General features: G+C 71.8%; 18 protein-coding genes. 10 read left to right on the forward strand and 8 right to left on the reverse strand.

The genetic code is table 11. The features are described from left to right. Nucleotides 1–15 precede the first annotated feature (15 nt). Nucleotides 16–483 (reverse strand): hypothetical protein, encoded by a 468-nt coding sequence (locus IE096_RS11690; RefSeq protein ID WP_189451360.1) that lies wholly within the window; start codon nt 481–483, stop codon nt 16–18. Between the two features lie 68 nt (nt 484–551). Continuing rightward, nucleotides 552–1343, reverse strand: a complete 792-nt coding sequence (locus tag IE096_RS11695; protein ID WP_189451361.1) for a VOC family protein — start codon at nt 1341–1343, stop codon at nt 552–554. Nucleotides 1344–1608: 265 nt separating this feature from the next. On the opposite strand from IE096_RS11695, the gene IE096_RS11700 reads away from it, so the two are divergent. From IE096_RS11700 to IE096_RS11725, 6 genes are all read left to right on the forward strand, one after another. After that, entirely contained in the window at nt 1609–2058 is a 450-nt protein-coding gene (locus IE096_RS11700) for a CBS domain-containing protein (RefSeq protein ID WP_189451362.1), read from the forward strand. Between the two features lie 19 nt (nt 2059–2077). Next, entirely contained in the window at nt 2078–2500 is a 423-nt protein-coding gene (locus IE096_RS11705; RefSeq protein WP_189451363.1) for a CBS domain-containing protein, read from the forward strand. A gap of 411 nt (nt 2501–2911) precedes the next feature. Beyond that, entirely contained in the window at nt 2912–3343 is a 432-nt protein-coding gene (locus IE096_RS11710; RefSeq protein ID WP_189451364.1) for a hypothetical protein, read from the forward strand. A 100-nt stretch (nt 3344–3443) separates the two neighbouring features. Next, nucleotides 3444–4277, forward strand: coding sequence for a carbohydrate ABC transporter permease (locus tag IE096_RS11715; protein ID WP_189451365.1), 834 nt, complete (start codon nt 3444–3446; stop codon nt 4275–4277). 178 nt (nt 4278–4455) lie between these two features. Continuing rightward, nucleotides 4456–5241, forward strand: a complete 786-nt coding sequence (locus tag IE096_RS11720; RefSeq protein ID WP_189451366.1) for an ABC transporter ATP-binding protein — start codon at nt 4456–4458, stop codon at nt 5239–5241. Between the two features lie 34 nt (nt 5242–5275). Then, on the forward strand, nt 5276–7813 hold the full coding sequence (locus IE096_RS11725; RefSeq protein WP_189451367.1) for an ABC transporter permease: 2538 nt from the start codon (nt 5276–5278) through the stop codon (nt 7811–7813). A 250-nt stretch (nt 7814–8063) separates the two neighbouring features. On the opposite strand, the gene IE096_RS11730 is transcribed toward IE096_RS11725, so the two are convergent. After that, entirely contained in the window at nt 8064–9089 is a 1026-nt protein-coding gene (locus IE096_RS11730) for an ATP-dependent 6-phosphofructokinase (RefSeq protein WP_189451368.1), read from the reverse strand. Between the two features lie 210 nt (nt 9090–9299). On the opposite strand from IE096_RS11730, the gene pta reads away from it, so the two are divergent. The 3 genes from pta (at nt 9300) to pyk (ending at nt 14206) form a co-directional block, all read left to right on the forward strand. After that, nucleotides 9300–11396 carry a phosphate acetyltransferase gene (gene pta, locus IE096_RS11735; RefSeq protein WP_189451369.1) on the forward strand — a complete coding sequence of 699 codons (2097 nt, stop codon included), beginning with the start codon at nt 9300–9302 and terminating at the stop codon, nt 11394–11396. Nucleotides 11397–11483: 87 nt separating this feature from the next. Further along, entirely contained in the window at nt 11484–12695 is a 1212-nt protein-coding gene (locus IE096_RS11740; RefSeq protein ID WP_189451370.1) for an acetate kinase, read from the forward strand. Between the two features lie 83 nt (nt 12696–12778). Continuing rightward, nucleotides 12779–14206: a pyruvate kinase gene (gene pyk, locus IE096_RS11745; RefSeq protein ID WP_189451371.1), complete on the forward strand. Its 1428-nt coding sequence runs from the start codon at nt 12779–12781 to the stop codon at nt 14204–14206. Nucleotides 14207–14298: 92 nt separating this feature from the next. Here the strand turns inward: pyk and IE096_RS11750 are convergent, their stop codons facing one another. The 4 genes from IE096_RS11750 to IE096_RS11765 form a co-directional block, all read right to left on the reverse strand. Continuing rightward, nucleotides 14299–15582 (reverse strand): hypothetical protein, encoded by a 1284-nt coding sequence (locus IE096_RS11750; protein WP_189451372.1) that lies wholly within the window; start codon nt 15580–15582, stop codon nt 14299–14301. After that, a complete protein-coding gene (locus tag IE096_RS11755) occupies nt 15572–16030 on the reverse strand; it encodes a DUF6114 domain-containing protein (RefSeq protein ID WP_373298088.1) in 459 nt (152 codons plus the stop codon). Before IE096_RS11755 ends, IE096_RS11750 begins: the two co-directional genes overlap by 11 nt. 159 nt (nt 16031–16189) lie before the next feature. Continuing rightward, complete coding sequence (locus tag IE096_RS11760; protein ID WP_189451373.1) at nt 16190–16840, reverse strand: DUF6230 family protein; 651 nt, start codon at nt 16838–16840, stop codon at nt 16190–16192. 605 nt (nt 16841–17445) lie between these two features. Then, a complete protein-coding gene (locus IE096_RS11765; RefSeq protein WP_189451374.1) occupies nt 17446–18408 on the reverse strand; it encodes a tetratricopeptide repeat protein in 963 nt (320 codons plus the stop codon). Between the two features lie 194 nt (nt 18409–18602). On the opposite strand from IE096_RS11765, the gene IE096_RS11770 reads away from it, so the two are divergent. Beyond that, the gene (locus IE096_RS11770) at nt 18603–19232 is read left to right on the forward strand and encodes a TetR/AcrR family transcriptional regulator (protein ID WP_189451375.1); all 630 of its coding nucleotides are present in this window, start codon (nt 18603–18605) and stop codon (nt 19230–19232) included. Between the two features lie 9 nt (nt 19233–19241). Here IE096_RS11770 and icmA read toward each other — a convergent pair whose 3' ends face one another. Beyond that, complete coding sequence (gene icmA, locus IE096_RS11775) at nt 19242–20942, reverse strand: coenzyme B12-dependent isobutyryl-CoA mutase large subunit (RefSeq protein ID WP_189451376.1); 1701 nt, start codon at nt 20940–20942, stop codon at nt 19242–19244. Between the last annotated feature and the right edge of the window lie 33 nt (nt 20943–20975).

A 20975-nucleotide genomic window follows, 5' to 3' on the forward strand; every position in this document is an offset into this window, starting at 1 on the left:
ACACGGCCCAGCGGCCTAGGGGCCGTCGTAGTAGCGCTCGTCGGCGACGAGGACAGAGGTGAAGCACACGGGCAGGCCGTCACGCTCGCGCGGGACCTCCTGCGAGGTCATCCGCGTGAACCCCAGGGTCACGCCGGGTATGCGGCAGTACTCCTCGTCGGGGTCCTCGACCGTCCAGCCCCGGGCGGCCGCGCGGCGCAGCACGTGGCGGGCGGGGGTGGTGAAGACGTCGTCGCCGTCGAGGAGGACGCGCGTGCTCGATGTACGGCCCTCGCCCGGCCACCACAGCTCGAGGGCCGTGACCCGGTCCCGCTTCTCCAGCAGCACCTGGAAGCCGATGCCGTCCAGGCTCGTGGAGATGAGCCCCTCGCGGGCGGTCCGCGGCGCCCCGAAGGTCTGGGTGACGGCGGCGAGGGCCTCGGCGTAGGTCATGCCGAGCCGCACGGGCGCGACGCCGTGCGGCGGGTCGAGTACGAGATCCATGAGGGGGAAGAATACTGTCCTGACCTGGCCTGACCCGCCCTGACCAGCGCGGACGTCATGCCGCGGGGCTAGGCCGCCACCTGGATCGGCGGGTTCGGCTTGATGACGGCGTAGGGCGCCCCGAAGGGGTCCGCGAGCCAGGCCATGCGGCCGACGTCGGGGACGTCGGAGGCGGGCATCAGCACCGACCCGCCGGCGCCCTGGGTGTTGGTGACGACCTCGTCGACGTCGGTCACCGAGAAGTACGGGATCCAGCGGGGGACCTCCGACTCGTCCCGCAGGGGGACGACGCCACCGAAGGAGGCGTCCTGCTGGTCGCCCTCCGCCGTGGAGAGGACCGTGTACGTCATGCCGGGGACCTTCATGTCCTCGGAGCGCCAGCCGAAGATGCCCCGGTAGAAGGCCTTGGCGGCGGTGGGGTCGCCGGTGTGGAGCTCCGCCCAGCACAGGGCGCCCTCGTCGGACGCCTTCTCCAGGCCGGCGACGGCCGCGGGCTGCCAGACGGCGAACTCCGCGCCGCCCGGGTCGGTGAAACAGGCCATCCGCCCGGCCTCCATCACGTCGAACGGCGCCACGCGGACCGTGCCCCCGCCCTGCTCGACGGCCTTGGCCGTGGCCTCGGCGTCGGGCGTCCGGAAGTAGACCGTCCACGCGGAGCTCGCGCCCTCGTCGGTGAGGGGGCCGAGGGCGGCGACGGTGCTGCCGCCGAGCTTGAAGAAGCCGTACCCGCCGGCCTCGGGGCCGGCCGACTCGTAGGACCAGTCGAAGACCCGGCCGTAGTAGGCGGCGGCCGCGTCCGTATCGGGGCTGCCGAGGTCGAGCCAGTTGGGGGCGCCGGTGACAAAGTTCGTGGTGAGCATGGTGGCGTGCTCCTTCGGGACTTCCTTCGGGAGTTCCTTCTGGACTCCGGGAGACCTCCACCGGGTTTCCCCGGCCGGATTTCAGTCTCGCACCGGCCACTGACACGCGCCCGGGGAGCGGCGGGGGCGCGCCCCACCCGGACGTCACCCGGACGTCACCCGAACGGAGCAGCCCTCCGATGGCCGGGCGGCGCGGCGAGGGAGAGGATGGAGGTGCCGGGCGCACCGGCCGGTCGTGCCCGGAGCGACGAAGGGAGTTTCGGTCATGGCCCGTACCACCGGCGGACGACCGCTCACCTGCCGCGACATCATGCACGAGGGTGTGCGGTGCATCGGGGCGCACGAGTCCCTCTTCGAGGCCGCGAAGCTGATGCGCGAGCTGAACGTGGGCTCGCTGCCGATCTGCGGCGACGACAACCGGCTCAAGGGCCTGGTCACCGACCGCGACATCGTCGTGGAGTGCGTGGCCACCGGGCGCGATCCGGCGTCCGTGGAGGCCGGGTCGCTGGGCGGCGCGCTGCACTGGGTCGCGGCGGACGCGGACGCGACCGAGGCGCTGGAGACCATGGAGATCCACCGGATCAAACGGCTCCCGGTGATCGACGTGGCGGACGGCCACCGTCTGATCGGCATGATCAGCGAGTCGGAGCTCGCCAAGAACCTCACGGACGAGCAGATCGCGGAGTTCGCTGGACGGGTCTTCGCGGCCCCCTGACGACTGGAGGCTGGTCATCATGACCAGAGCCAAGGACATCATGCACGAGGGCGCCCAGTGGATCACGCGTGACGAAACGCTGACCCGGGCCGCCCAGGTGATGCAGATGCTCGACGTGGGCGCCCTGCCCGTCAGCGACGACAACGGGCGGATGTGCGGCATCATCACCGACCGGGACATCGTGGTGAAGTGCCTCGCCCGGGGAGGAAACCCGGACAGGGCCACGGCGGGCGACCTCTGCGAGGGGACACCACGGTGGATCGACGCGAACGCGGATGTGGAGGACGTGCTGCACGAGATGGAGAGCCACAAGATCCGCCGGCTGCCGGTCATCGAGAACAAGCGGCTGGTCGGCATGATCAGCGAGGCGGACGTGGCCCGGCACCTGCCGGACAACCAGGTCGCCGAGTTCGCGGGGATGATCTACTCGACGGCGAAGTGAGCGTTCCCCGTTCCCCGTTCACCGTTGTCGGCCGGACGGCGACTGCTCTCCGGCTACTCTCTGGGCAGCGGTGACGGCACGTCCTAGCCTTGGTCCATGAGTCGCGAACCGGCCCTGGATGGGCAGCGGCGGCGCCTGCGGCTGGGCCGGATATGCGCGTTGTCCGGGGCGGTCGTCTCCTGTGGCGCGCTCGCGGTGGGCACGTGGGCGGATCCGGACGCCTCTCCGGAAGCTCCCGCGTGGGTCGCGGGGCTGGCCGTGGGAGCGGGAACGGCGGCCTTGCTGCTGGAACGCTCCTTACCGCGGCCTGCCAGGCCGCCCGCCGCGCCGCCGGCACCCCCGAGGGGGTTGCCCCGCGGGCCGTCACCGACACCGGCGCCGCGGCCCGCGCCCGCGCGCCGCTCCCGTGCGGTGCCGCTGACCGCGATGCTGTCCGCGGCGACGCTGCTGACCGCGGTCTGGCTGGCCTTGACCTTCCGCAACGGCACAGGTGCCGGGACGCAGACTCCCGCGCCCCCGACGTTCGGCGCCCCCGCGACGAAGGCGCCCCTTCCGGACCGCACCGGCCCGCCACCGGGCGCCACTCCGCCGGACGCCACGGGCACCTCTTCGCCGAGCCCCACTCCGATCATGCCCGCACAGCCCGTTCCGCCGGCCGCCGCTTACCCCACTCCCAAGGACGACGGCGCGGATCCGGCGGCGCTGATCACCGCCATGGGCGGTCTTCTGACAGCGGTCAGCGGCTGTGTCACGGCCGCCGCCGCGCTGATGCAGGCCCGCACGACGGCGCGGCAGACCGCTCCCGGGACGCCGGGGACGCCGCCGGAGCCGCCGTCCTCGTAGCCCCGGGGGCGGGCACGCCCTCTGCTGCCCGGCCCGTGCGCGCGCTACGCTCCGAGCGGCTGACGCGCGCGGAGCCGCGCGCGTCGCGCACGGAGGTGCCATGCGCCCGTCCACCCGCCGCTTCCGTCACCGTCTGGCCTCCGACGCGGCGCTGCTCGTGCTGCTGGCGGCCTTCGCCGCCCCGCTCGTCTGGCTGCTGCTGGCCTCCGTCGACGCCGAGGCCGGGCTGCGGGTGCGGATGCCGACCGGGCCGACGGCGGAGAACTTCTCCGCCGTCCTCACCGACGAGATCACCTTCACGCCCATGCTCAACAGCCTGCTGCTGTGCGGCGGGGCGACCCTGATCACGATCGTGTGCGCCGCGCTCGCCGCGTACCCGCTCTCGCGCCACCGCTCGCGCTTCACCAGGCCCTATCTGCTCGGCGTGCTCTTCGCGACGTGCCTGCCGATCACGGCGGTCATGGTGCCGGTGTACGGGCTGTTCGTCCGGATCGACCTCATCGACACGATCCAGGGCACCGCGTTCTTCCTCGCGACCGCGCAACTCCCCTTCGCGATCTGGCTGATGAAGAACTTCATGGACGGCGTGCCGGTCGTCCTGGAAGAAGCGGCGTGGACGGACGGCGCGGGCCGCCTCCAGACGCTCGTGCGCGTCATCCTGCCGCTGATGGGCCCGGGCCTCGCGGTCGTCACCATCTACTGCTTCATCATGATGTGGGGCAACTTCTTCGTCCCCTTCATGCTGCTGCTCACCCCGGACCAGCTGCCCGCGTCCGTCAGCATCTTCACGTTCTTCGGGAACCACGGCCAGGTGGCCTACGGCCAGCTCGCGGCCTTCTCGATCCTCTACTCGACGCCCGTCGTCCTGCTGTACGCCCTCATCGCCCGCCGCCTGGGCGGCGGCTTCGCGCTGGGCGGGGCGGTGAAGGGATGAGGTCGTCCCACCCGTCCCCGGGATGACGCCGTCCGTCTGAAGTACTACGCGTCCGTGCCCCCGCGGGACCCGAGACCGACACCGCATTCCGGTCGTTGGGCTGACGTTTCGCGGACGGGGCGCGCCAAGAATTGGAGGTGCTGATTCCCCCTTTACCCCACCCCTCCGGAGGAGACCCGTGTCCCACACGGCCGCTTACGCCGTCCCCCGCTCGCCCGCCGGCGGTGCCGTCGCCGCCCGTGCCACCGGGCTGAGCAAGGTCTACGGGCAGGGCGAGACCCGGGTGGCCGCCCTGGACTCGGTGTCCGTGGAGTTCCGGCGTGCCGAGTTCACCGCGATCATGGGGCCGTCCGGTTCCGGGAAGTCGACGCTGATGCACTGCATGGCGGGCCTGGACTCCATCTCCTCGGGCTCCGCCCGGATCGGGGACGTCGAGCTCGGCTCGCTCGGGGACCGGCAGCTCACCCGGCTGCGCCGGGACCGCGTGGGCTTCGTCTTCCAGGCGTTCAACCTGCTGCCCACGCTCTCCGCGCTGGAGAACATCACGCTGCCGCTGGACATCGCGGGCCGCCAGGCCGATCCCGAGTGGCTCCAGCGGATCGTCACCACGCTGGGCCTGTCCGGGCGGCTCGCGCACCGGCCGAGCCAGTTGTCCGGTGGGCAGCAGCAGCGCGTGGCCGTGGCACGGGCGCTGACCGCCAAGCCCGAGATCGTCTTCGCCGACGAGCCCACCGGCAATCTCGACTCCCGCTCCGGCGCCGAGCTGCTGGGCTTCCTGCGCGAGTCCGTCCAGGCGCTCCGGCAGACGATCGTCATGGTCACCCACGACCCCGTCGCCGCCTCCTACGCGGACCGCGTGGTCTTCCTGGCCGACGGGCGGATCGTCGACGAGATCCACGCGCCCACCGCCGATGCCGTCCTCGACCGGATGAAGGCGTTCGACGCCAAGGGCCGTACCAACTGATCATCGCCGGATCCGAACCCCAGGACTGAACCCCATGTTCCGTACCGCCCTGCGCAATCTCCTCGCGCACAAGACCCGGCTGATGATGACCGCCCTCGCGGTCCTCCTCGGCACCGCCTTCGTCTCCGGCACCCTCGTCTTCAGCGACTCCGTCGGCGGCGCCTACCGCGACCGGCTGTCCAAGAGCCTCGACGACGTCGCCGTCTCCGTGACGACGGGCGGCCCCAGCACCGACCCGAAGGAGCAGGCCACCGCCCTCGATGACGCGATGGTGAAGCGGATAGCCGCCCTGCCGGGCGTGGCCTCCGTGCGGCCGTCCGTCAGCGGCATGCCGATGATCGCCGACCGCCACGGCGACCCCGTCGGCGGCGACTGGGGCAGCGACGGCGACAACTACGTCCCCGGCAAGGACGGCAAGGACAGCCGCTACCCGCTCGTCAAGGGCCGCGGCCCCGCCGCCGAGGGTGAGATCGCCCTGGACGCGAAGACCGCCGCCAAGGCCGGCGTCACGCTCGGCGGCACCGTGCGGCTGGCCGTCGACGGCCCGGTCATCGACAAGAAGCTCGTGGGCATCGTCAAGACCGACAATCCCCGCGTGAGCGCGGGCGCCGGCCTGGCCCTCTTCGACACCGCGACCGCGCAGAAACTCTTCGGCAAGCCCGGCGAGTTCACCGAGCTCGCCGTCTCCGCGACCCCCGGCACCGACCAGACCGCGCTCACCGCCAAGGTCCGCGCGACCCTGCCGAAGACCTTCGAGGCCCGCAGCGGCCAGGAACTCGCCGCCACCCAGGCGAAGATGATCGACGAGCAGACGAGCTCGATCCGCAAGACCCTGCTGATCTTCGCGGGCATCTCCCTCTTCGTCGGCGTCTTCATCATCGCCAACACCTTCACCATGCTGATCGCCCAGCGCACCCGTGAGATCGCGCTGCTGCGCGCCGTGGGCGCCTCCCGCCGCCAGGTGGTGCGTTCGGTGCTGATCGAGGCCGGGCTGCTGGGCCTGATCGCCTCCGCCCTGGGCTTCGTCCTCGGCATCGGCGTCGCCACCGGCCTCCACCCCGTGCTCAACGGGACCGGCGCGAGCCTGCCCGACGGGCCGCTGGTCATCACGCCCTCGGCCGTGCTGTCCGCCCTCGGGGTGGGCGTCGTGGTGACCGTGCTCGCCGCGTGGCTGCCGTCCCGCAAGGCCGCGCGGATCGCCCCCGTCGAGGCACTCGCCTCCGTCGAGGCGGCACCCGCCCCCCGGAGCCTCGTGCTGCGCAACTCCCTCGGCGCGGCGCTCACCGCCCTGGGCGTGGGAGTCATGCTGTACGTCACGAGGTTCAAGGACAGCGGCGGTATCAACTACGCGATGGCGGGCTCGGCGCTCACCCTCGCCGGCCTGATCGTCCTGGCCCCGCTGCTGTCCCGCCCGCTGGTGCGGCTCTTCGGCCGCCTCGCGATCCGGCTCCACGGCGTCAGCGGCAAGCTCGCCCGGGAGAACGCCCTGCGCAACCCGCGCCGCACCGCCGCCACCGCCTCCGCGCTGATGATCGGCCTCACCCTGATCACCGGCCTGACCGTGGGCGCCGTCTCGGCGGACCGGGGCATGTCCACGATGGGCGCCCCGGACATGACGGCCGACTACAAGGTCAGTTCCACCAGCTACCTCGGCCTCTCCCCCGAGATCGCCAGGACGCTCGCCGGGCAGCCCGGCGTCGCGGCGGCCGTGCCGCTGCGGTCGGCCGGCTTCCAGACGGACACGAGCCCGGGGTCGGTCACGGCGACGGACGTCCGGGCCCTCGGCAAGGTTCTCGACGTAACGGTCACCGGCGGCTCGCTCGCCGACGTACGCGGCACGACCGCCGTCGCCGTGTCGGACAAGTTCGCGAAGGAACACCGCCTGACGGTGGGATCCACGCTGCCGATGGCGTTCTACGACGGCAAGAAGGCCACCCCGCGCGTCGTGGCCGTCTACAAGGACACCGACATCCTGTCCTCCGTCCTCGCCGCCCCCGCCCTCGTCGACCCCCACCAGGAGAAGGTGCGCGACTCCCAGGTGCTGGTCAAGGCCGCCCCGGGCAAGGCGGGGGACCTCGCCGAGAAGATCAAGGAGACGCTCGGCAAGAACCCCTTGATCAAGGTCCAGAGCCAGGACGACCTGCGCCGCCACGAGGCCGGGAGCATCGACGACATCCTCTACCTGATGTACGGGCTGCTGGGCATGGCCGTCGTCATCGCCGTCGTCGGCGTCGTCAACACCCTGGCCATGTCGGTCTTCGAGCGGACCCGGGAGATCGGGATGCTGCGCGCGATCGGCCTGGACCGGCGCGAGGTCAAGCGGATGGTCCGGCTGGAGTCCGTGATGATCGCGATGTTCGGCGCGGTGCTGGGCGTCGGGGCCGGGGTGTTCCTCGCCTGGTCGACGGGCCACCTGCTGCGCTCGTCCTTCCCGCAGTACGAGATGGTCGTGCCGTGGGGCCGCATCGCGGTGTTCCTGCTGCTGGCCCTCGCGGTCGGCGTGCTGGCCGCGGTCTGGCCGGCCCGCCGGGCGGCGAAGCTCGACACGCTGGAGGCCATCGGGGCGCAGTGAGCCCCGGGACCCCACGACCGAGGGCCCCCTTCCGACCTGGTCGGAAGGGGGCCCTCGACGTACAGCGCCCCGAAGGGGCGCGGGGAACTGCGCGATCGGCCGACGACGGCCCGCAGCCGCCACGCCACCCCGGGGTCCGGGCAATCTGCGACCACGTCGTGGCTGGTCGCGCCCACGCGGCGGAGCCGCACGGTGTCACGGCCCCGCGCCCCTACGGGCGCGATACCGCGCAGGACTGCGGCAAGCCCGTTCAGAAGACGGACTCCGCCTCGTCCATCCGGTCCTCCGGCACCCGCTTGAGCTCGGTGACGGCGTCGGCCAGCGGCACCATGTGGATGTCCGTGCCCTTGAGCGCGGTCATCTTGCCGAAGTCGCCCCGGTGGGCGGCCTCGACCGCGTGCCAGCCGAAGCGGGTGGCGAGGACGCGGTCGTACGCGGTGGGCGTGCCGCCGCGCTGGACGTGGCCGAGGATGACCGGGCGGGCCTCCTTGCCGAGGCGGCGCTCCAGCTCGGTGGCGAGCTTGGTGCCGATGCCGGCGAAGCGCTCGTGGCCGAACTGGTCTATGGCGCCCTTGGCGTAGTCCATGGTGCCCTCGGCCGGGTGGGCGCCCTCGGCGACACAGATGACGGCGAACTTCTTGCCCCGGGCGAAGCGTTCCTCGACCATCTTGACGAGGTCGGCCGGGTCGAAGGGACGCTCGGGCAGGCAGATGCCGTGGGCGCCGCCGGCCATGCCGGACTCCAGGGCGATCCACCCGGCGTGGCGACCCATGACCTCGACGACCATCACCCGCTGGTGGGACTCGGCGGTCGTCTTGAGCCGGTCGATGGCCTCCGTCGCGACGCCGACGGCGGTGTCGAAACCGAAGGTGCGGTCCGTGGAGGAGATGTCGTTGTCGATGGTCTTCGGGACGCCGACGACGGGCAGGCCCGCGTCGGAGAGCATCTTGGACGCGGTGAGCGTGCCCTCGCCGCCGATCGGGATCAGCACGTCGATGCCGAGGTCGCGGGCGAGCTCCTTGGAGCTCTCGCAGGCCTCGCGCAGCCGGGCGCGCTCCAGGCGGGAGGAGCCGAGGATGGTGCCGCCGCGGGCCAGGATGCCGCTGACGGCGTCCAGGTCGAGCTTGCGGTGGCGGCCGTCCAGCAGGCCCTTGAAGCCGTCCTCGAAGCCGATGACCTCGTCGCCGTGGCCGACGAGCGCCCGGTGTACCACCGAGCGGATGACAGCGTTCAGGCCGGGGCAGTCGCCGCCCGCCGTGAGGACTCCGATGCGCATCGTGCTGTTTCTCCTGCTCGCTACTGGTACCTGTGAGCCAGGCCGATTGTTTCATGGGCCGACGGCCTGCGTCGCATTCCGCCATCACCCTCCTGACGAGCGCCTTATCCACGAGCGCAGGTATTGTCAAGAGGTCAAGCCCACCCTAACGGGTTTATTTTCAGTCGAGCACTAGCCGAGTACTGGCCGAGGACGAGTAGGAGAGCACGCGTGACGCGCAGCGTGTACGTGACCGGGACCGACCGGGGCGACGGGCGCCAGGTCATCGAGCTGGGAGTCATGGAGCTCCTGACCCGCCATGTGGAGAAGGTGGGCGTCTTCCGTCCGCTCTTCCACGGCGACGGCCCCGACCGCCTCGTCGACCTGCTGCGGTCGCGCTACCGGATGGCACAGTCCCCCGACAGCGTCGTCGGCATGACCTACAACGAGGCGGCGGCCCTCCAGGCCGAGCGGGGCACGGACGAGCTGGTCTCCCGGCTCGTCGAGCGCTTCCACGCGGTCGCCCGCGACCACGAGTACGTGCTCGTCCTCGGCACCGACTTCGCGGGCACCACCCTCCCCGACGAGCTGGCCCTCAACGCCCGGCTGGCCAACGAGTTCGCCGCGTCCGTGATCACGGTCGTCGGCGGCCAGGAGCAGTCGGCCGAGTCGGTGCGCGCCGAGGCCCGCAACGCCTTCCGCGCCTACCACTCGCTGGGCTGCGACGTCGTCGCCCTGGTCGTCAACCGGGTCGCCCCGGCCGACCGCGAGGCCGTCGCGGAGCGGCTCTCCGCGAGCCTGCCCGTGCCCTGCTACGCCCTGCCCGAGGACAGCGCGCTGTCCGCGCCGACCGTGCGCCAGATCGTCCAGCAGCTGGGCGCCGAGGTGCTGCTCGGCGACGAGTCCGGGCTGGCCCGCGACGCCAAGGACTTCGTCTTCGGCGGCGCCATGCTGCCGGTCTTCCTCCCTGCCCTGACCGAGGGCTGCCTGGTGGTCACCCCCGGCGACCGCGTGGACCTGATCGTCGGCGCGCTGGCCGCGCACAGCGCCGGCGCCCCGGCCATCGCCGGTGTGCTGCTGACCCTCGACGAGCGCCCGGGCCCGGACATCCTCGCCCTGGCCGGCCGGCTGGCCCCGGGCACGCCGGTGGTCTCCGTGCCGGGCGGGTCCTTCCCGACCGCCGCCGAGCTCTTCGCCGTCGAGGGCAAGCTGGAGGCGTCCTCGCCGCGCAAGGCGGAGACGGCCCTCGGCCTCTTCGAGCGCCACGTGGACACCGCCGAGCTGACGAACCGCATCTCCGTGGCCCGCTCCGAGCGCGTCACGCCCATGATGTTCGAGCACGAGCTGATCGAGCGCTCCCGCTCCGCCCGCCGCCGCGTCGTCCTCCCCGAGGGCACCGAGGAGCGGGTGCTGCGCGCCGCCGACGTGCTGCTGCGCCGGGACGTCTGCGACCTGATCCTGCTGGGTGAGGAGGACGCGATCCGCAAGCGCGCCGCCGAGCTGAGCATCGACCTGGCCGACGCCCAGCTGATCGACCCGGCGACCTCGCCGCTGCGCGAGCGCTTCGCCGAGATCTACGCCAAGGTCCGTGCCCACAAGGGCATGACGGTCGAGCTGGCCCACGACGTCGTCGCCGACGTCTCCTACTTCGGCACCCTGATGGTCCAGGAGGGCCTGGCCGACGGCATGGTCTCCGGCGCGGTGCACTCCACCGCCGCCACCATCCGCCCCGCCTTCGAGATCATCAAGACGGCGCCGGGCGCCCAGATCGTCTCCTCGGTCTTCTTCATGTGCCTGGCCGACCGGGTCCTGGTCTACGGCGACTGCGCGGTCAACCCCGACCCGAACGCCGAGCAGCTCGCGGACATCGCCATCCAGTCCGCCGAGACCGCCCAGCAGTTCGGCGTCGAGCCGCGCGTGGCGATGCTGTCGTACTCCACCGGCACCTCCGGCTCCGGCGCGGACGTCGACAAGGTCCGCAAGGCCACCGAGCTCGTCCGGGAGCGCCGCCCCGACCTGCTGGTCGAGGGCCCGATCCAGTACGACGCCGCCGTCGACGCCCGGGTCGCCGCGACCAAGCTGCCCGGCTCCGAGGTCGCGGGCAAGGCCACGGTGCTGGTCTTCCCCGACCTGAACACCGGCAACAACACCTACAAGGCCGTCCAGCGCTCGGCCGGCGCGGTCGCGGTGGGCCCGGTCCTGCAGGGTCTGCGCAAGCCCGTCAACGACCTGTCGCGCGGCGCGCTGGTCCAGGACATCGTGAACACCGTGGCGATCACCGCCATCCAGGCCCAGGGCGACCAGCGCGGCGAACGCGTCGAGCCCTGATCCGGCCCGCGGGGCCGGGGCACGCCGCCCCGGCCCCGCAACCCTTGAGCCCCTCCTCGCACCCGCACCCCCACACGGAAAGCCCCGATGACTTCCAACGCCACCCGAGTCCTCGTCCTCAACTCCGGTTCGTCCTCGCTCAAGTACCAGCTGCTCGACATGGCCGACGGCGCCCGGCTGGCCGCCGGCCTGGTCGAGCGCATCGGCGAGGAGACCTCGCGGCTGGCACACACCCCGCTGGCCTCGGGCGGCGAGAAGCGCGAGCGCACCGGCCCGATCGCCGACCACGACGCCGCGCTGCAGGCCGTCGGGGAGGAGCTGGCCGCCGACGGGCTGGGCCTGGACTCCCCGGAGCTGGCCGCGATCGGCCACCGGGTCGTGCACGGCGGCAGCGAGTTCACCGAGCCGACCCTGATCACGGACGAGGTCGTCGCGGAGATCGAGCGCCTGATCCCGGTGGCGCCGCTGCACAACCCGGCCAACATCACCGGCATCCGCACGGCGCGGCACCTCCGCCCCGACCTGCCGCAGGTCGCGGTGTTCGACACCGCCTTCCACACCACGATGCCGGAGTCGGCCGCGCGCTACGCGATCGACACCGAGACGGCCGACGCGCACATGATCCGCCGCTACGGCTTCCACGGCACCTCGCACGCGTACGTCTCCCGCGAGACCGCCAAGCTGCTGGGCAAGGCCCCTGAAGAGGTCAACGTCATCGTGCTCCACCTGGGCAACGGCGCCTCGGCCTCCGCGGTGAAGGGCGGCCGCTGCGTCGACACCTCCATGGGCCTCACCCCGCTGGAGGGCCTGGTCATGGGCACCCGCTCCGGCGACCTGGACCCGGCGGTGCTGCTGCACCTGTCCCGCAACGCCGGGATGTCCGTCGACGAGATCGACTCGCTCCTCAACAAGAAGAGCGGTCTGATCGGACTGTGCGGCGACAACGACATGCGCGAGATCCGCCGGCGGATCGACGAGGGCGACGAGCGGGCGGCGCTCGCCTTCGACATCTACGTCCACCGGCTGAAGAAGTACATCGGCGCCTACTACGCGGTCCTGGGCAAGGTCGACGCCGTGGCCTTCACCGCGGGCGTCGGCGAGAACGCGGCCCCGGTCCGCGAGGCCGCCGTGGCGGGCCTGGAGGAGCTGGGCCTCGTGGTGGACGCCGGGCTCAACGAGATCCGTTCGGGCGAGCCGCGGCTGATCTCCCCCGAGTACGCGCGGGTCGCGGTCGCCGTGGTCCCGACGGACGAGGAGCTGGAGATCGCCACGCAGACGTACGCGCTGGTCAGCTCTTGATCAGCGGATCGTCATGATCCGTTCCTTGGTCTTTCCCACAGCTCGAATATTCCGCTCCGAAACAAACCGATAGGATCTGCCCCATGCGCCGTTCCAAAATCGTCTGCACCCTGGGCCCTGCCGTCGACTCCTTCGACCAGCTGAAGTCGCTGATCGAGGCCGGTATGAACGTGGCCCGTTTCAACATGAGCCACGGGTCCCACTCGGAGCACGAGGAGCGGTACAACCGCCTCCGCAAGGCCTCGGAGGAGACCGGCCGCGCGGTGGGCGTGCTGGCCGACCTCCAGGGCCCGAAGATCCGCCTGGAGACCTTCGCGGACGGCCCCGTGGAGCTGGTGCGCGGCGACGAGTTCACCATCACCGCCGAGGACGTCCCGGGCGACCGGACGATCTGCGGCACGACCTACAAGGGCCTGCCCGGCGACGTCGCCAAGGGCGACCAGATCCTCATCAACGACGGCAACGTCGAGCTGCGGGTCACCGAGGTCGACGGCCCGCGCGTGAAGACGATCGTCATCGAGGGCGGCGTCATCTCCGACCACAAGGGCATCAACCTGCCCGGCGCGGCGGTGAACGTCCCGGCGTTGTCCGAGAAGGACGTCGAGGACCTGAAGTTCGCGCTCGCCATGGGCTGCGACATGGTGGCGCTGTCCTTCGTCCGCGACGCCAAGGACGTCCAGGACGTCCACCGCGTCATGGACCAGGTCGGCCGCCGGGTGCCGGTCATCGCCAAGGTCGAGAAGCCGCAGGCCGTCGACAACATGGACGAGGTCGTCATGGCCTTCGACGGTGTGATGGTGGCCCGTGGCGACCTGGCGGTGGAGTACCCGCTGGAGCGCGTCCCGATGGTGCAGAAGCGCCTGATCGAGATGTGCCGCCGCAACGCCAAGCCGGTGATCGTCGCGACCCAGATGATGGAGTCGATGATCACCAACTCCCGTCCCACGCGCGCCGAGGCGTCCGACGTCGCCAACGCCATCCTGGACGGCGCGGACGCGGTCATGCTCTCCGCCGAGTCCTCGGTCGGCGCGTACCCGATCGAGACCGTCAAGACGATGTCCCGCATCGTCGAGGCGGCCGAGCAGGAGCTGCTCTCCAAGGGCCTCCAGCCGCTCGTCCCGGGCAAGAAGCCGCGCACGCAGGGCGGTTCCGTCGCCCGCGCCGCGTGCGAGATCGCGGACTTCCTGGGCGGCAAGGCGCTGGTCGCCTTCACCAAGTCCGGTGACACCGCCCGCCGGCTGTCCCGCTACCGCACGGCGCAGCCGATCCTGGCCTTCACCACGGACGCCTCGACCCGCAACCAGCTCACGCTGAGCTGGGGCGTCGAGACCTTCGTCGTCCCGCACGTGGACAACACGGACGCGATGGTCGACCTGGTCGACGCCGAGCTGCTCAAGCTCAAGCGTTACACCGAGGGCGACATCATGATCATCACGGCGGGCTCCCCGCCCGGCATCCCCGGCACCACCAACATGGTGCGGGTGCACCACCTGGGCGGCGAGAACCGCTAGGTTCCGGCGCCGGTACGCGCACGACGGCCGTGGCCGCCGTCCCCCTCGCGGGGGCGGCGGCCACGGCCGTGTCGTACTCCGGTCTCTTCGGCCTACGGGTATGTGCCCTCCGTCTGGTACTGGTGGAGGTTCGGGATGTGCAGCGTCCCGCCGAACTGCCCCGCCTGACGGATCTTCACATTGGTGAAGAAGATCGGGATCGGCAGCTTGAGTCCCGGGATCAGCGGCGGCAGGCTCGTCGGCGACTGGGTGGACGGGAGGATCCCGAGGAGCTTCCCCTTCAGCTCCTCCGTGTACATGGTGACCTTGCCGCTCTTCAGCGTCGAGGTCGTCCCCATCCCGGCCACGTGGTACTGCTTGCCCTGGTTGTTGACGATCTGGTGGAGGTCCCTGATCTCCAGGGCGTCGGCGGTGAACTTGAGCACGGTCTTCTGCTGCTTGTTCGCCGTCGTGACGCGCTTGACGCCCTCATAGGTGAGACCGGTCAGGGTGAGCTTGCTCGCCTCCAGATACCAGGGCTGGTCGGGGAAGGCGTGGCCCTCGTTCTCGTCGACGACCGTGCCCTTGGGGCAGGGCCCCGGCTGCTTGCCGCCGGTCTCGCCGGTGGCCGAGGCAGTGGGCGAGGGCGACGCCGATTCCGAAGCGGAGGCGGAAGGCGATGGGGTCGCGGACGGGGAAGGCGTCGCGGACGCCTTCGGCTTCGGCTCGGCCACCGGCCCCGACACGGCCTTGTCCGGGCGCGACTGCTTCGGCGACGCCCCCTGTGCCGACTGTGAGGGCGAGGGCGACGCCGACGGACCGGTCCCGGGGGTCGGTTGCGTCCCGTTCTGCCCGCTCTTCCCACCGGTCAGGATGTCGGTGAGCTTCTTGCCGAGGCCCAGCGGATCCAGCGGGTCGACCGTCCCGGAGGGCGGGGTGACCGGCGAGGTCTTCGCGGGCTGCGAGCCGGACGACGCGGCGGGGGGCTCCTGGCCCCGGTCCGCCGGTGCCGACGACGGTTCCTCGGCGCCGGGCGCGGTCTTTTTCGACGGGGGCGGCGTGTCCGTGGTCCCGGTGCGCTCGTCCGTGCCCGTACCCGTACCGGCGGTCGGGGGTTTCGGCGAGGGCGTCCCGCTCTCCCCCGCCTCCGTCGCGTCCGGCTCCGGAACCGTGTCCGGCGCGGTCACGCATCCCGCTTCCCCGAAGGGGTTCAGCGGCTGCGCGGGCCTGGCCTGCGCCAGCGTCGGCGTGAGGCCCATGCCCATCAGTACGGCGGTCGGCATCGCCGCGAGCGCGACCGCCTTGCCGGCCGGCATGTTCAGCCGGGCCAGCAGCGGCTTTCTCGGCGCGGCGTGGCGCGGGCCGTTCCCGGCGCCGTGCGCGCGGTCAGTCGGCACGGTGCCTCCCGTCCGGCTCACCGGGCGACGGGACGACCGGCTCGGGCCGCGCCTCTCCCGGCGCCCAGGACACCCCGAGGCCGCCGCCGATCAGCGCCAGCAGGAATCCCACCAGGAAGGCGCCGAAATTGGAGACGACGAGGGAGACCAGCGCGAGGAGGATCGCGGCGACGCCGGCGAAGACCCTCGACTGCGGCTGGTACCACATGGTCAGGCCCAGCACGATCAGCAGTACGCCGATGATCAGCGATCCGGCGCCGGCCGTCGTGGCCATCCGGAACTGGAGATCGCCCAGCGAGACCGTCTGGTAGGGGATGTACATGACCGGGACCCCGGCCAGGATGCACAACAGGCCGCCCCAGAAGGGGCGTCGGCCCCGCCAGTCCCAGAACGAACGGCGGGTGCGGCCGAGCGTGTCGATCAGCCGTGGTCGCGTATCGGCGCTCATGGTGTACAGCTCCTCGGGACTGGCGAATCGGTGGTGCGTGGCGCTCAGTGACGCGTGGCGGCGCTCACGGGCGCGGCCGTGCTCACGGGCGCGGTCGTGGTCGCGGAAGGCGGCCGGTGACGGGCGTGGGGCCGGCGGCCCGGTCCCACGCCCGTCCCGTCAGTCGAGCTCCGAGTCCTTGAAGCACTCGTCCTTGCCGAAGCCGACCTTCATCTTCAGGCCCTTGAGGGTGAAGGTGCCCGCGGTGGTCGCCCACGCCCGCTGCTTGGCGTCGGTGAAGGTGACCCGCTTGGCCTGCTGGGCGAACGAGCCCGGCACGTACTTGTCGCCGGCGTGCGGGCCGGGGCCCTTGCCGGCGCCCTTGCCCTTGAGGGTGTCGTCCACCGAGACGCCGATGTCGATGTCCTCGAACTGCGCGTCGGCCTTGAGGGCTTCGGCGTCGATGTAGAGCTGCTTGGCGTCGACGGCTTCCTTGTCGCCCGCCGTGAGCTTCATCGACACGTCCTGGTTCATGAACGGGATGGGCACGACGACGGACTGGCAGAGGTTGTTGATCGTCGCGTGGTTCACGCCGACGACCGCCACCGGGTGGGCACCCTTCGAGTTCTGGTCAAGGGCGCCGTACTGGACGAAGTCCTCGCCCACCATCTTCCCGGCCTGGACCTTGAACTGCTGGCCCGAAACACTGAACGACGCCGCGAGGGCGCCCTGCGCGACGGCCACACCGACCGCGGCCGACGCCGCGACACCGGGCACCATCACGACGGCGAACCTGCGCCATCTGGTCCCGCCACGAGTCCGGTCCTTCACGACTGTCCTCCTTCTCGGACGTACACCCCCGGTACGGGCCGGCTGCCCGTGCGGGGATGGGAGAAGAGCTACGTCCTCGGGAAGAAGAGCGCCGTCGCATCCGCTGGCGCCTGCCGCGCCCGTCACACACCGGCGATCACCCCCGAGCGACAACCACTGGCCACGCCTTCGCGCAACCACCGGAACAGGCCCCGCCGTTGGCGCACGGGGACCCCCCTGTCCCAGGACCGGCGGACGGTGCCGCCGGCCCGCCCGGTGGGGACCCGCGACCCGCGCACGACCGATGGCCGGGCGGGGAGCGGACCGGGCTGGCCCGATCGTGGTCCATCGGGGGCCGGGGCACAAGAGGTTGATTACTTGCGAGTAACGAGCGGATAACCAACGAGCGGCCGGTATGTATCGCCACCGGACCGCCCGACGCCGGAACGTGATCGAGGCCGAGGGGGCACAACAGAAAAACCCGGGCGAAAGCCCGGGTTTTCCTTACCGCGCGTAACAGCGGCCGCGTTTACCAAGTTTTGGTAAAGCGCGGTCGCCCGTTCCGTATGTGACGCGGGAGGGACGAGTGCCCGTCGAGCGTCTGTCGAGTGCCCGTCGCGCGCCTGTCAGAACAGGGCGCGGGACAGCGCGGTACGCGCCGCCGTCACCCGGGGATCGTCAGGACCGATCACCTCGAAGAGCTCCAGCAGCCGCATCCGCGCGGCGTCGCGGTCCTCCCCGGCCGTCCGCTTCACGGTGTCGATCAACCGCCCGAAGGCGTCCTCGACATGGCCGCCGACGAGATCGAGGTCGGCCGCCGCGATCTGCGCGGCCGCGTCGCCCGGCGCGTCGGCCGCGGCCTTGCGCACGGCCTGCGCGTCCATGCCCTGGACGCGCTCGAGGAGCCGCGCCTGGGCGAGGCCCAGCTTGGCCTCGGCGTTGGCCGGGTCGTCGGACAGCACGTTCTCGTAGGCACGGACGGCACCGCCCAGGTCGCCCGCGTCCAGCGCGTCGTGCGCGGCGGACAGGGCGGCGTCATGGGGGCCGGCGGGCACCTTCGGGGCGGCCGCCTCTTCGCCCTCACCCGGCGCGAGGGGCGCGCCCACGATGCCGAAGCGCTGCTCCGCCACCGCGATCAGCTGGTCCAGCACCTGACGGATCTGGGCCTCGGGCGCCGCGCCCTGGAACAGCGGCAGGGCCTGGCCGGCCACCACGGCGAAGACGGCCGGAATGGACTGGACGCCGAACTGCTGGAAGAGCAGCTGGTTGGCCTCGACGTCCACCTTGGCGAGGACGAAACGCCCCGCGTACTCGTCGGCGAGCCGCTCCAGCAGCGGGCCCAGCTGCTTGCACGGCTCGCACCAGTCGGCCCAGAAGTCGATGACGACGGGCACCTCGGCGGACCGCTGGAGGACCTCCATCTCGAAGCCGGCCTCGTCGACGTCGAAGACGAGGCGGCCCGCGGCCGGGGCCACGCCGTGGCGCGCCGCCTCCGCGCGCGCCTGCTCCGCCTTCTGCTTGGCTTCCCCGGCCGCCTTCACCGCGGCGAGGTCGACCACTCCACTCATGGACATGTTCCGTGGCTGCATGGCCCTATCCTCCCCCCTCGGCACGGCGAACCGGAAAACCGGCGGACGGCGGCTGACTGTTCCGCGCCGGGTCCCCACCCGGCGCCAGTGGCTGTCGCTCTTACGCTACGACCCGTAGCGTAACCGCATCGCCCCCTCCCCAACCCTGTGATCTGCCTCATACCTGGCGACCTACTCGGCGGTAAGGTCTCTCCATGAGCTCCGCCGCCCCTACCCCGGCCCGCCGCACGGGCCGCCCACGCAGCGCCGAAGCCGATCGCGCCATCCTCGACGCGACCCGCGCGGCCCTGGTCGAGCTGGGCTGGGGCAAGCTGACCCTCGGCGACGTCGCGACCCGCGCCGGGGTCGCCAAGACCACCCTCTACCGCCGCTGGGCGGGCAAGAACGAACTGGTCGTGGACGCGGTGGCCGCCCTCTTCGACGAGCACCTGGAGCTCCCCGACCGCGGCAGCCTCCGGGCGGACATCGAGGGCGTCGTCCTCCAGTTCGCCGCGCTGCTGGAGCGCCCGGAGACCAGGACGGCCCTGATGGCGGTGGTGGCCGAATCCACTCGCGACGACGCGCTCCGGAGGCGCATCCGCTCCGCGATCGTGGACCGCCAGAAGTCCCTCGTCCTCCTCGGCCGGGCCCGCGCCCAGGCCCGCGGCGAGCTCCCCCACGAACCCGACCCCGCCTCGGCGGCCCGCAACGCCGACCTCATCTTCGACGTCATCGCGGGCGCGGTCGTCCACCGCACCCTGGTGAGCGCGGAGCCGGTGGACGACGAGTGGGCACGCGGCTTCACCGCACTGCTGGTGGGCGGGCTGACGGCCACGTACGGCTGACCGTAGGACTCAGAAACCCGCCGGTTCCGTGTACGTCCCCCACTCGTTCCGCAGCGCGTCGCAGATCTCGCCCAGCGTCGCCTCGGCGCGTACGGCGGCCAGCATGGGGGCGATCATGTTGGAGCCGTCGCGGGCGGCGGTCAGCATCGCGTCCAGGGCGGCGCGGACGCGGGCGTCGTCGCGGCGCGCCCTGCGGTCGGCCAGGACGCGCACCTGTGCGCGCTCCACCTCGTGGCTCACCCGCAGGATCTCCAGGTCGCCGGTGACCGAGCCCCGGTGGCAGTTGACGCCCACGACGCGCTTGGCGCCCTTCTCCAGGGCCTGCTGGTGGCGGAAGGCGCTCTCGGCGATCTCGCCGGTGAACCAGCCGTCCTCGATGCCGCGCAGGATGCCGGAGGTCATGGGGCCGATGGGGTGGCGGCCGTCGGGGTGGGAGCGCAGGCCGCGCTCCTCGATCCGCTCGAAGATCTCCTCGGCGTCGGCCTCGATGCGGTCGGTGAGCTGCTCGACGTACCACGAACCGCCCAGCGGGTCGGCCACGTTGGCGACGCCCGTCTCCTCCATCAGCACCTGCTGGGTGCGCAGGGCGATCTCGGCGGCCTGCTCGCTGGGCAGCGCCAGGGTCTCGTCCAGGGCGTTGGTGTGGAGGGAGTTGGTGCCGCCGAGCACGGCGGCGAGGGCCTCGACGGCCGTCCGCACGACGTTGTTGTACGGCTGCTGGGCGGTGAGGGAGACCCCGGCGGTCTGGGTGTGGAAGCGCAGCCACTGGGCCTTCTCCGTGCGCGCCCCGTAGACCTCCTTCAGCCGGCGGGCCCAGATCCTGCGCGCCGCGCGGAACTTGGCGATCTCCTCGAAGAAGTCGACGTGGGCGTCGAAGAAGAAGGACAGGCCGGGGGCGAACGCGTCGACGTCGAGGCCGCGGCTGCGGCCCAGCTCGACGTAGCCGAAGCCGTCGGCGAGGGTGTAGGCGAGCTCCTGCGCGGCCGTGGCCCCGGCCTCGCGGATGTGGTAGCCGGAGACGGACAGCGGCTTGTATGCGGGGATGGCGCGGGCGCAGTGCTCCATCAGGTCGCCGATCAGGCGCAGATGGGGCTCGGGCGGGAAGAGCCACTCCTTCTGGGCGATGTACTCCTTGAAGATGTCCGTCTGGAGCGTGCCGTTGAGGACGCCGGGGTCGACGCCCTGGCGCTCGGCGGCGACGAGGTACATGCAGAAGACGGGGACGGCGGGGCCGCTGATGGTCATCGACGTGGTGACGTCGCCCAGGGGGATGTCCTTGAAGAGGATCTCCATGTCGGCGGCGGAGTCGATCGCGACGCCGCAGTGGCCGACCTCGCCGAGGGAGCGGCCGTCGTCGGAGTCGCGGCCCATGAGCGTGGGCATGTCGAAGGCCACGCTCAGCCCGCCGCCGCCGTTGGCCAGGATCTTCTTGTACCGCTCGTTGGTCTGCTCGGCGTTGCCGAAGCCGGCGAACTGGCGGATGGTCCATGTGCGGCCGCGGTAGCCGGAGGCGTAGAGGCCGCGGGTGAAGGGGTACTCGCCGGGCCAGCCGATGCGCTCGAAGCCCTCGTAGACGTCGCCGGGGCGGGGGCCGTAGACGGGGTCGACCGGCACTCCGGAGAGTGTGGTGAAATCGGCGTCGCGCTTGCGCGCCGCGTCGAACCGGGCCTGCCAGCGGCGGCGTCCCGCCTCGATCGCGCTTGCGTCCATGGGGGCCTCCGCCGCCTCGGCGTTTAGTAGGAC

The sequence above is a fragment of the Streptomyces abikoensis genome, assembly GCF_014648775.1.
Classification (GTDB): domain Bacteria; phylum Actinomycetota; class Actinomycetes; order Streptomycetales; family Streptomycetaceae; genus Streptomyces; species Streptomyces abikoensis.

Coding starts and splice junctions, on each gene's coding strand:
- IE096_RS11690 (WP_189451360.1), bottom strand. CDS start 483: ATGGATCTCGTACTCGACCCGCCGCACGGCGTCGCGCCCGTGCGGCTC.
- IE096_RS11695 (WP_189451361.1), bottom strand. CDS start 1,343: ATGCTCACCACGAACTTTGTCACCGGCGCCCCCAACTGGCTCGACCTC.
- IE096_RS11700 (WP_189451362.1), top strand. CDS start 1,609: ATGGCCCGTACCACCGGCGGACGACCGCTCACCTGCCGCGACATCATG.
- IE096_RS11705 (WP_189451363.1), top strand. CDS start 2,078: ATGACCAGAGCCAAGGACATCATGCACGAGGGCGCCCAGTGGATCACG.
- IE096_RS11715 (WP_189451365.1), top strand. CDS start 3,444: ATGCGCCCGTCCACCCGCCGCTTCCGTCACCGTCTGGCCTCCGACGCG.
- IE096_RS11725 (WP_189451367.1), top strand. CDS start 5,276: ATGTTCCGTACCGCCCTGCGCAATCTCCTCGCGCACAAGACCCGGCTG.
- IE096_RS11730 (WP_189451368.1), bottom strand. CDS start 9,089: ATGCGCATCGGAGTCCTCACGGCGGGCGGCGACTGCCCCGGCCTGAAC.
- IE096_RS11740 (WP_189451370.1), top strand. CDS start 11,484: ATGACTTCCAACGCCACCCGAGTCCTCGTCCTCAACTCCGGTTCGTCC.
- pyk (WP_189451371.1), top strand. CDS start 12,779: ATGCGCCGTTCCAAAATCGTCTGCACCCTGGGCCCTGCCGTCGACTCC.
- IE096_RS11755 (WP_373298088.1), bottom strand. CDS start 16,030: ATGAGCGCCGATACGCGACCACGGCTGATCGACACGCTCGGCCGCACC.
- IE096_RS11765 (WP_189451374.1), bottom strand. CDS start 18,408: ATGCAGCCACGGAACATGTCCATGAGTGGAGTGGTCGACCTCGCCGCG.
- IE096_RS11770 (WP_189451375.1), top strand. CDS start 18,603: ATGAGCTCCGCCGCCCCTACCCCGGCCCGCCGCACGGGCCGCCCACGC.
- icmA (WP_189451376.1), bottom strand. CDS start 20,942: ATGGACGCAAGCGCGATCGAGGCGGGACGCCGCCGCTGGCAGGCCCGG.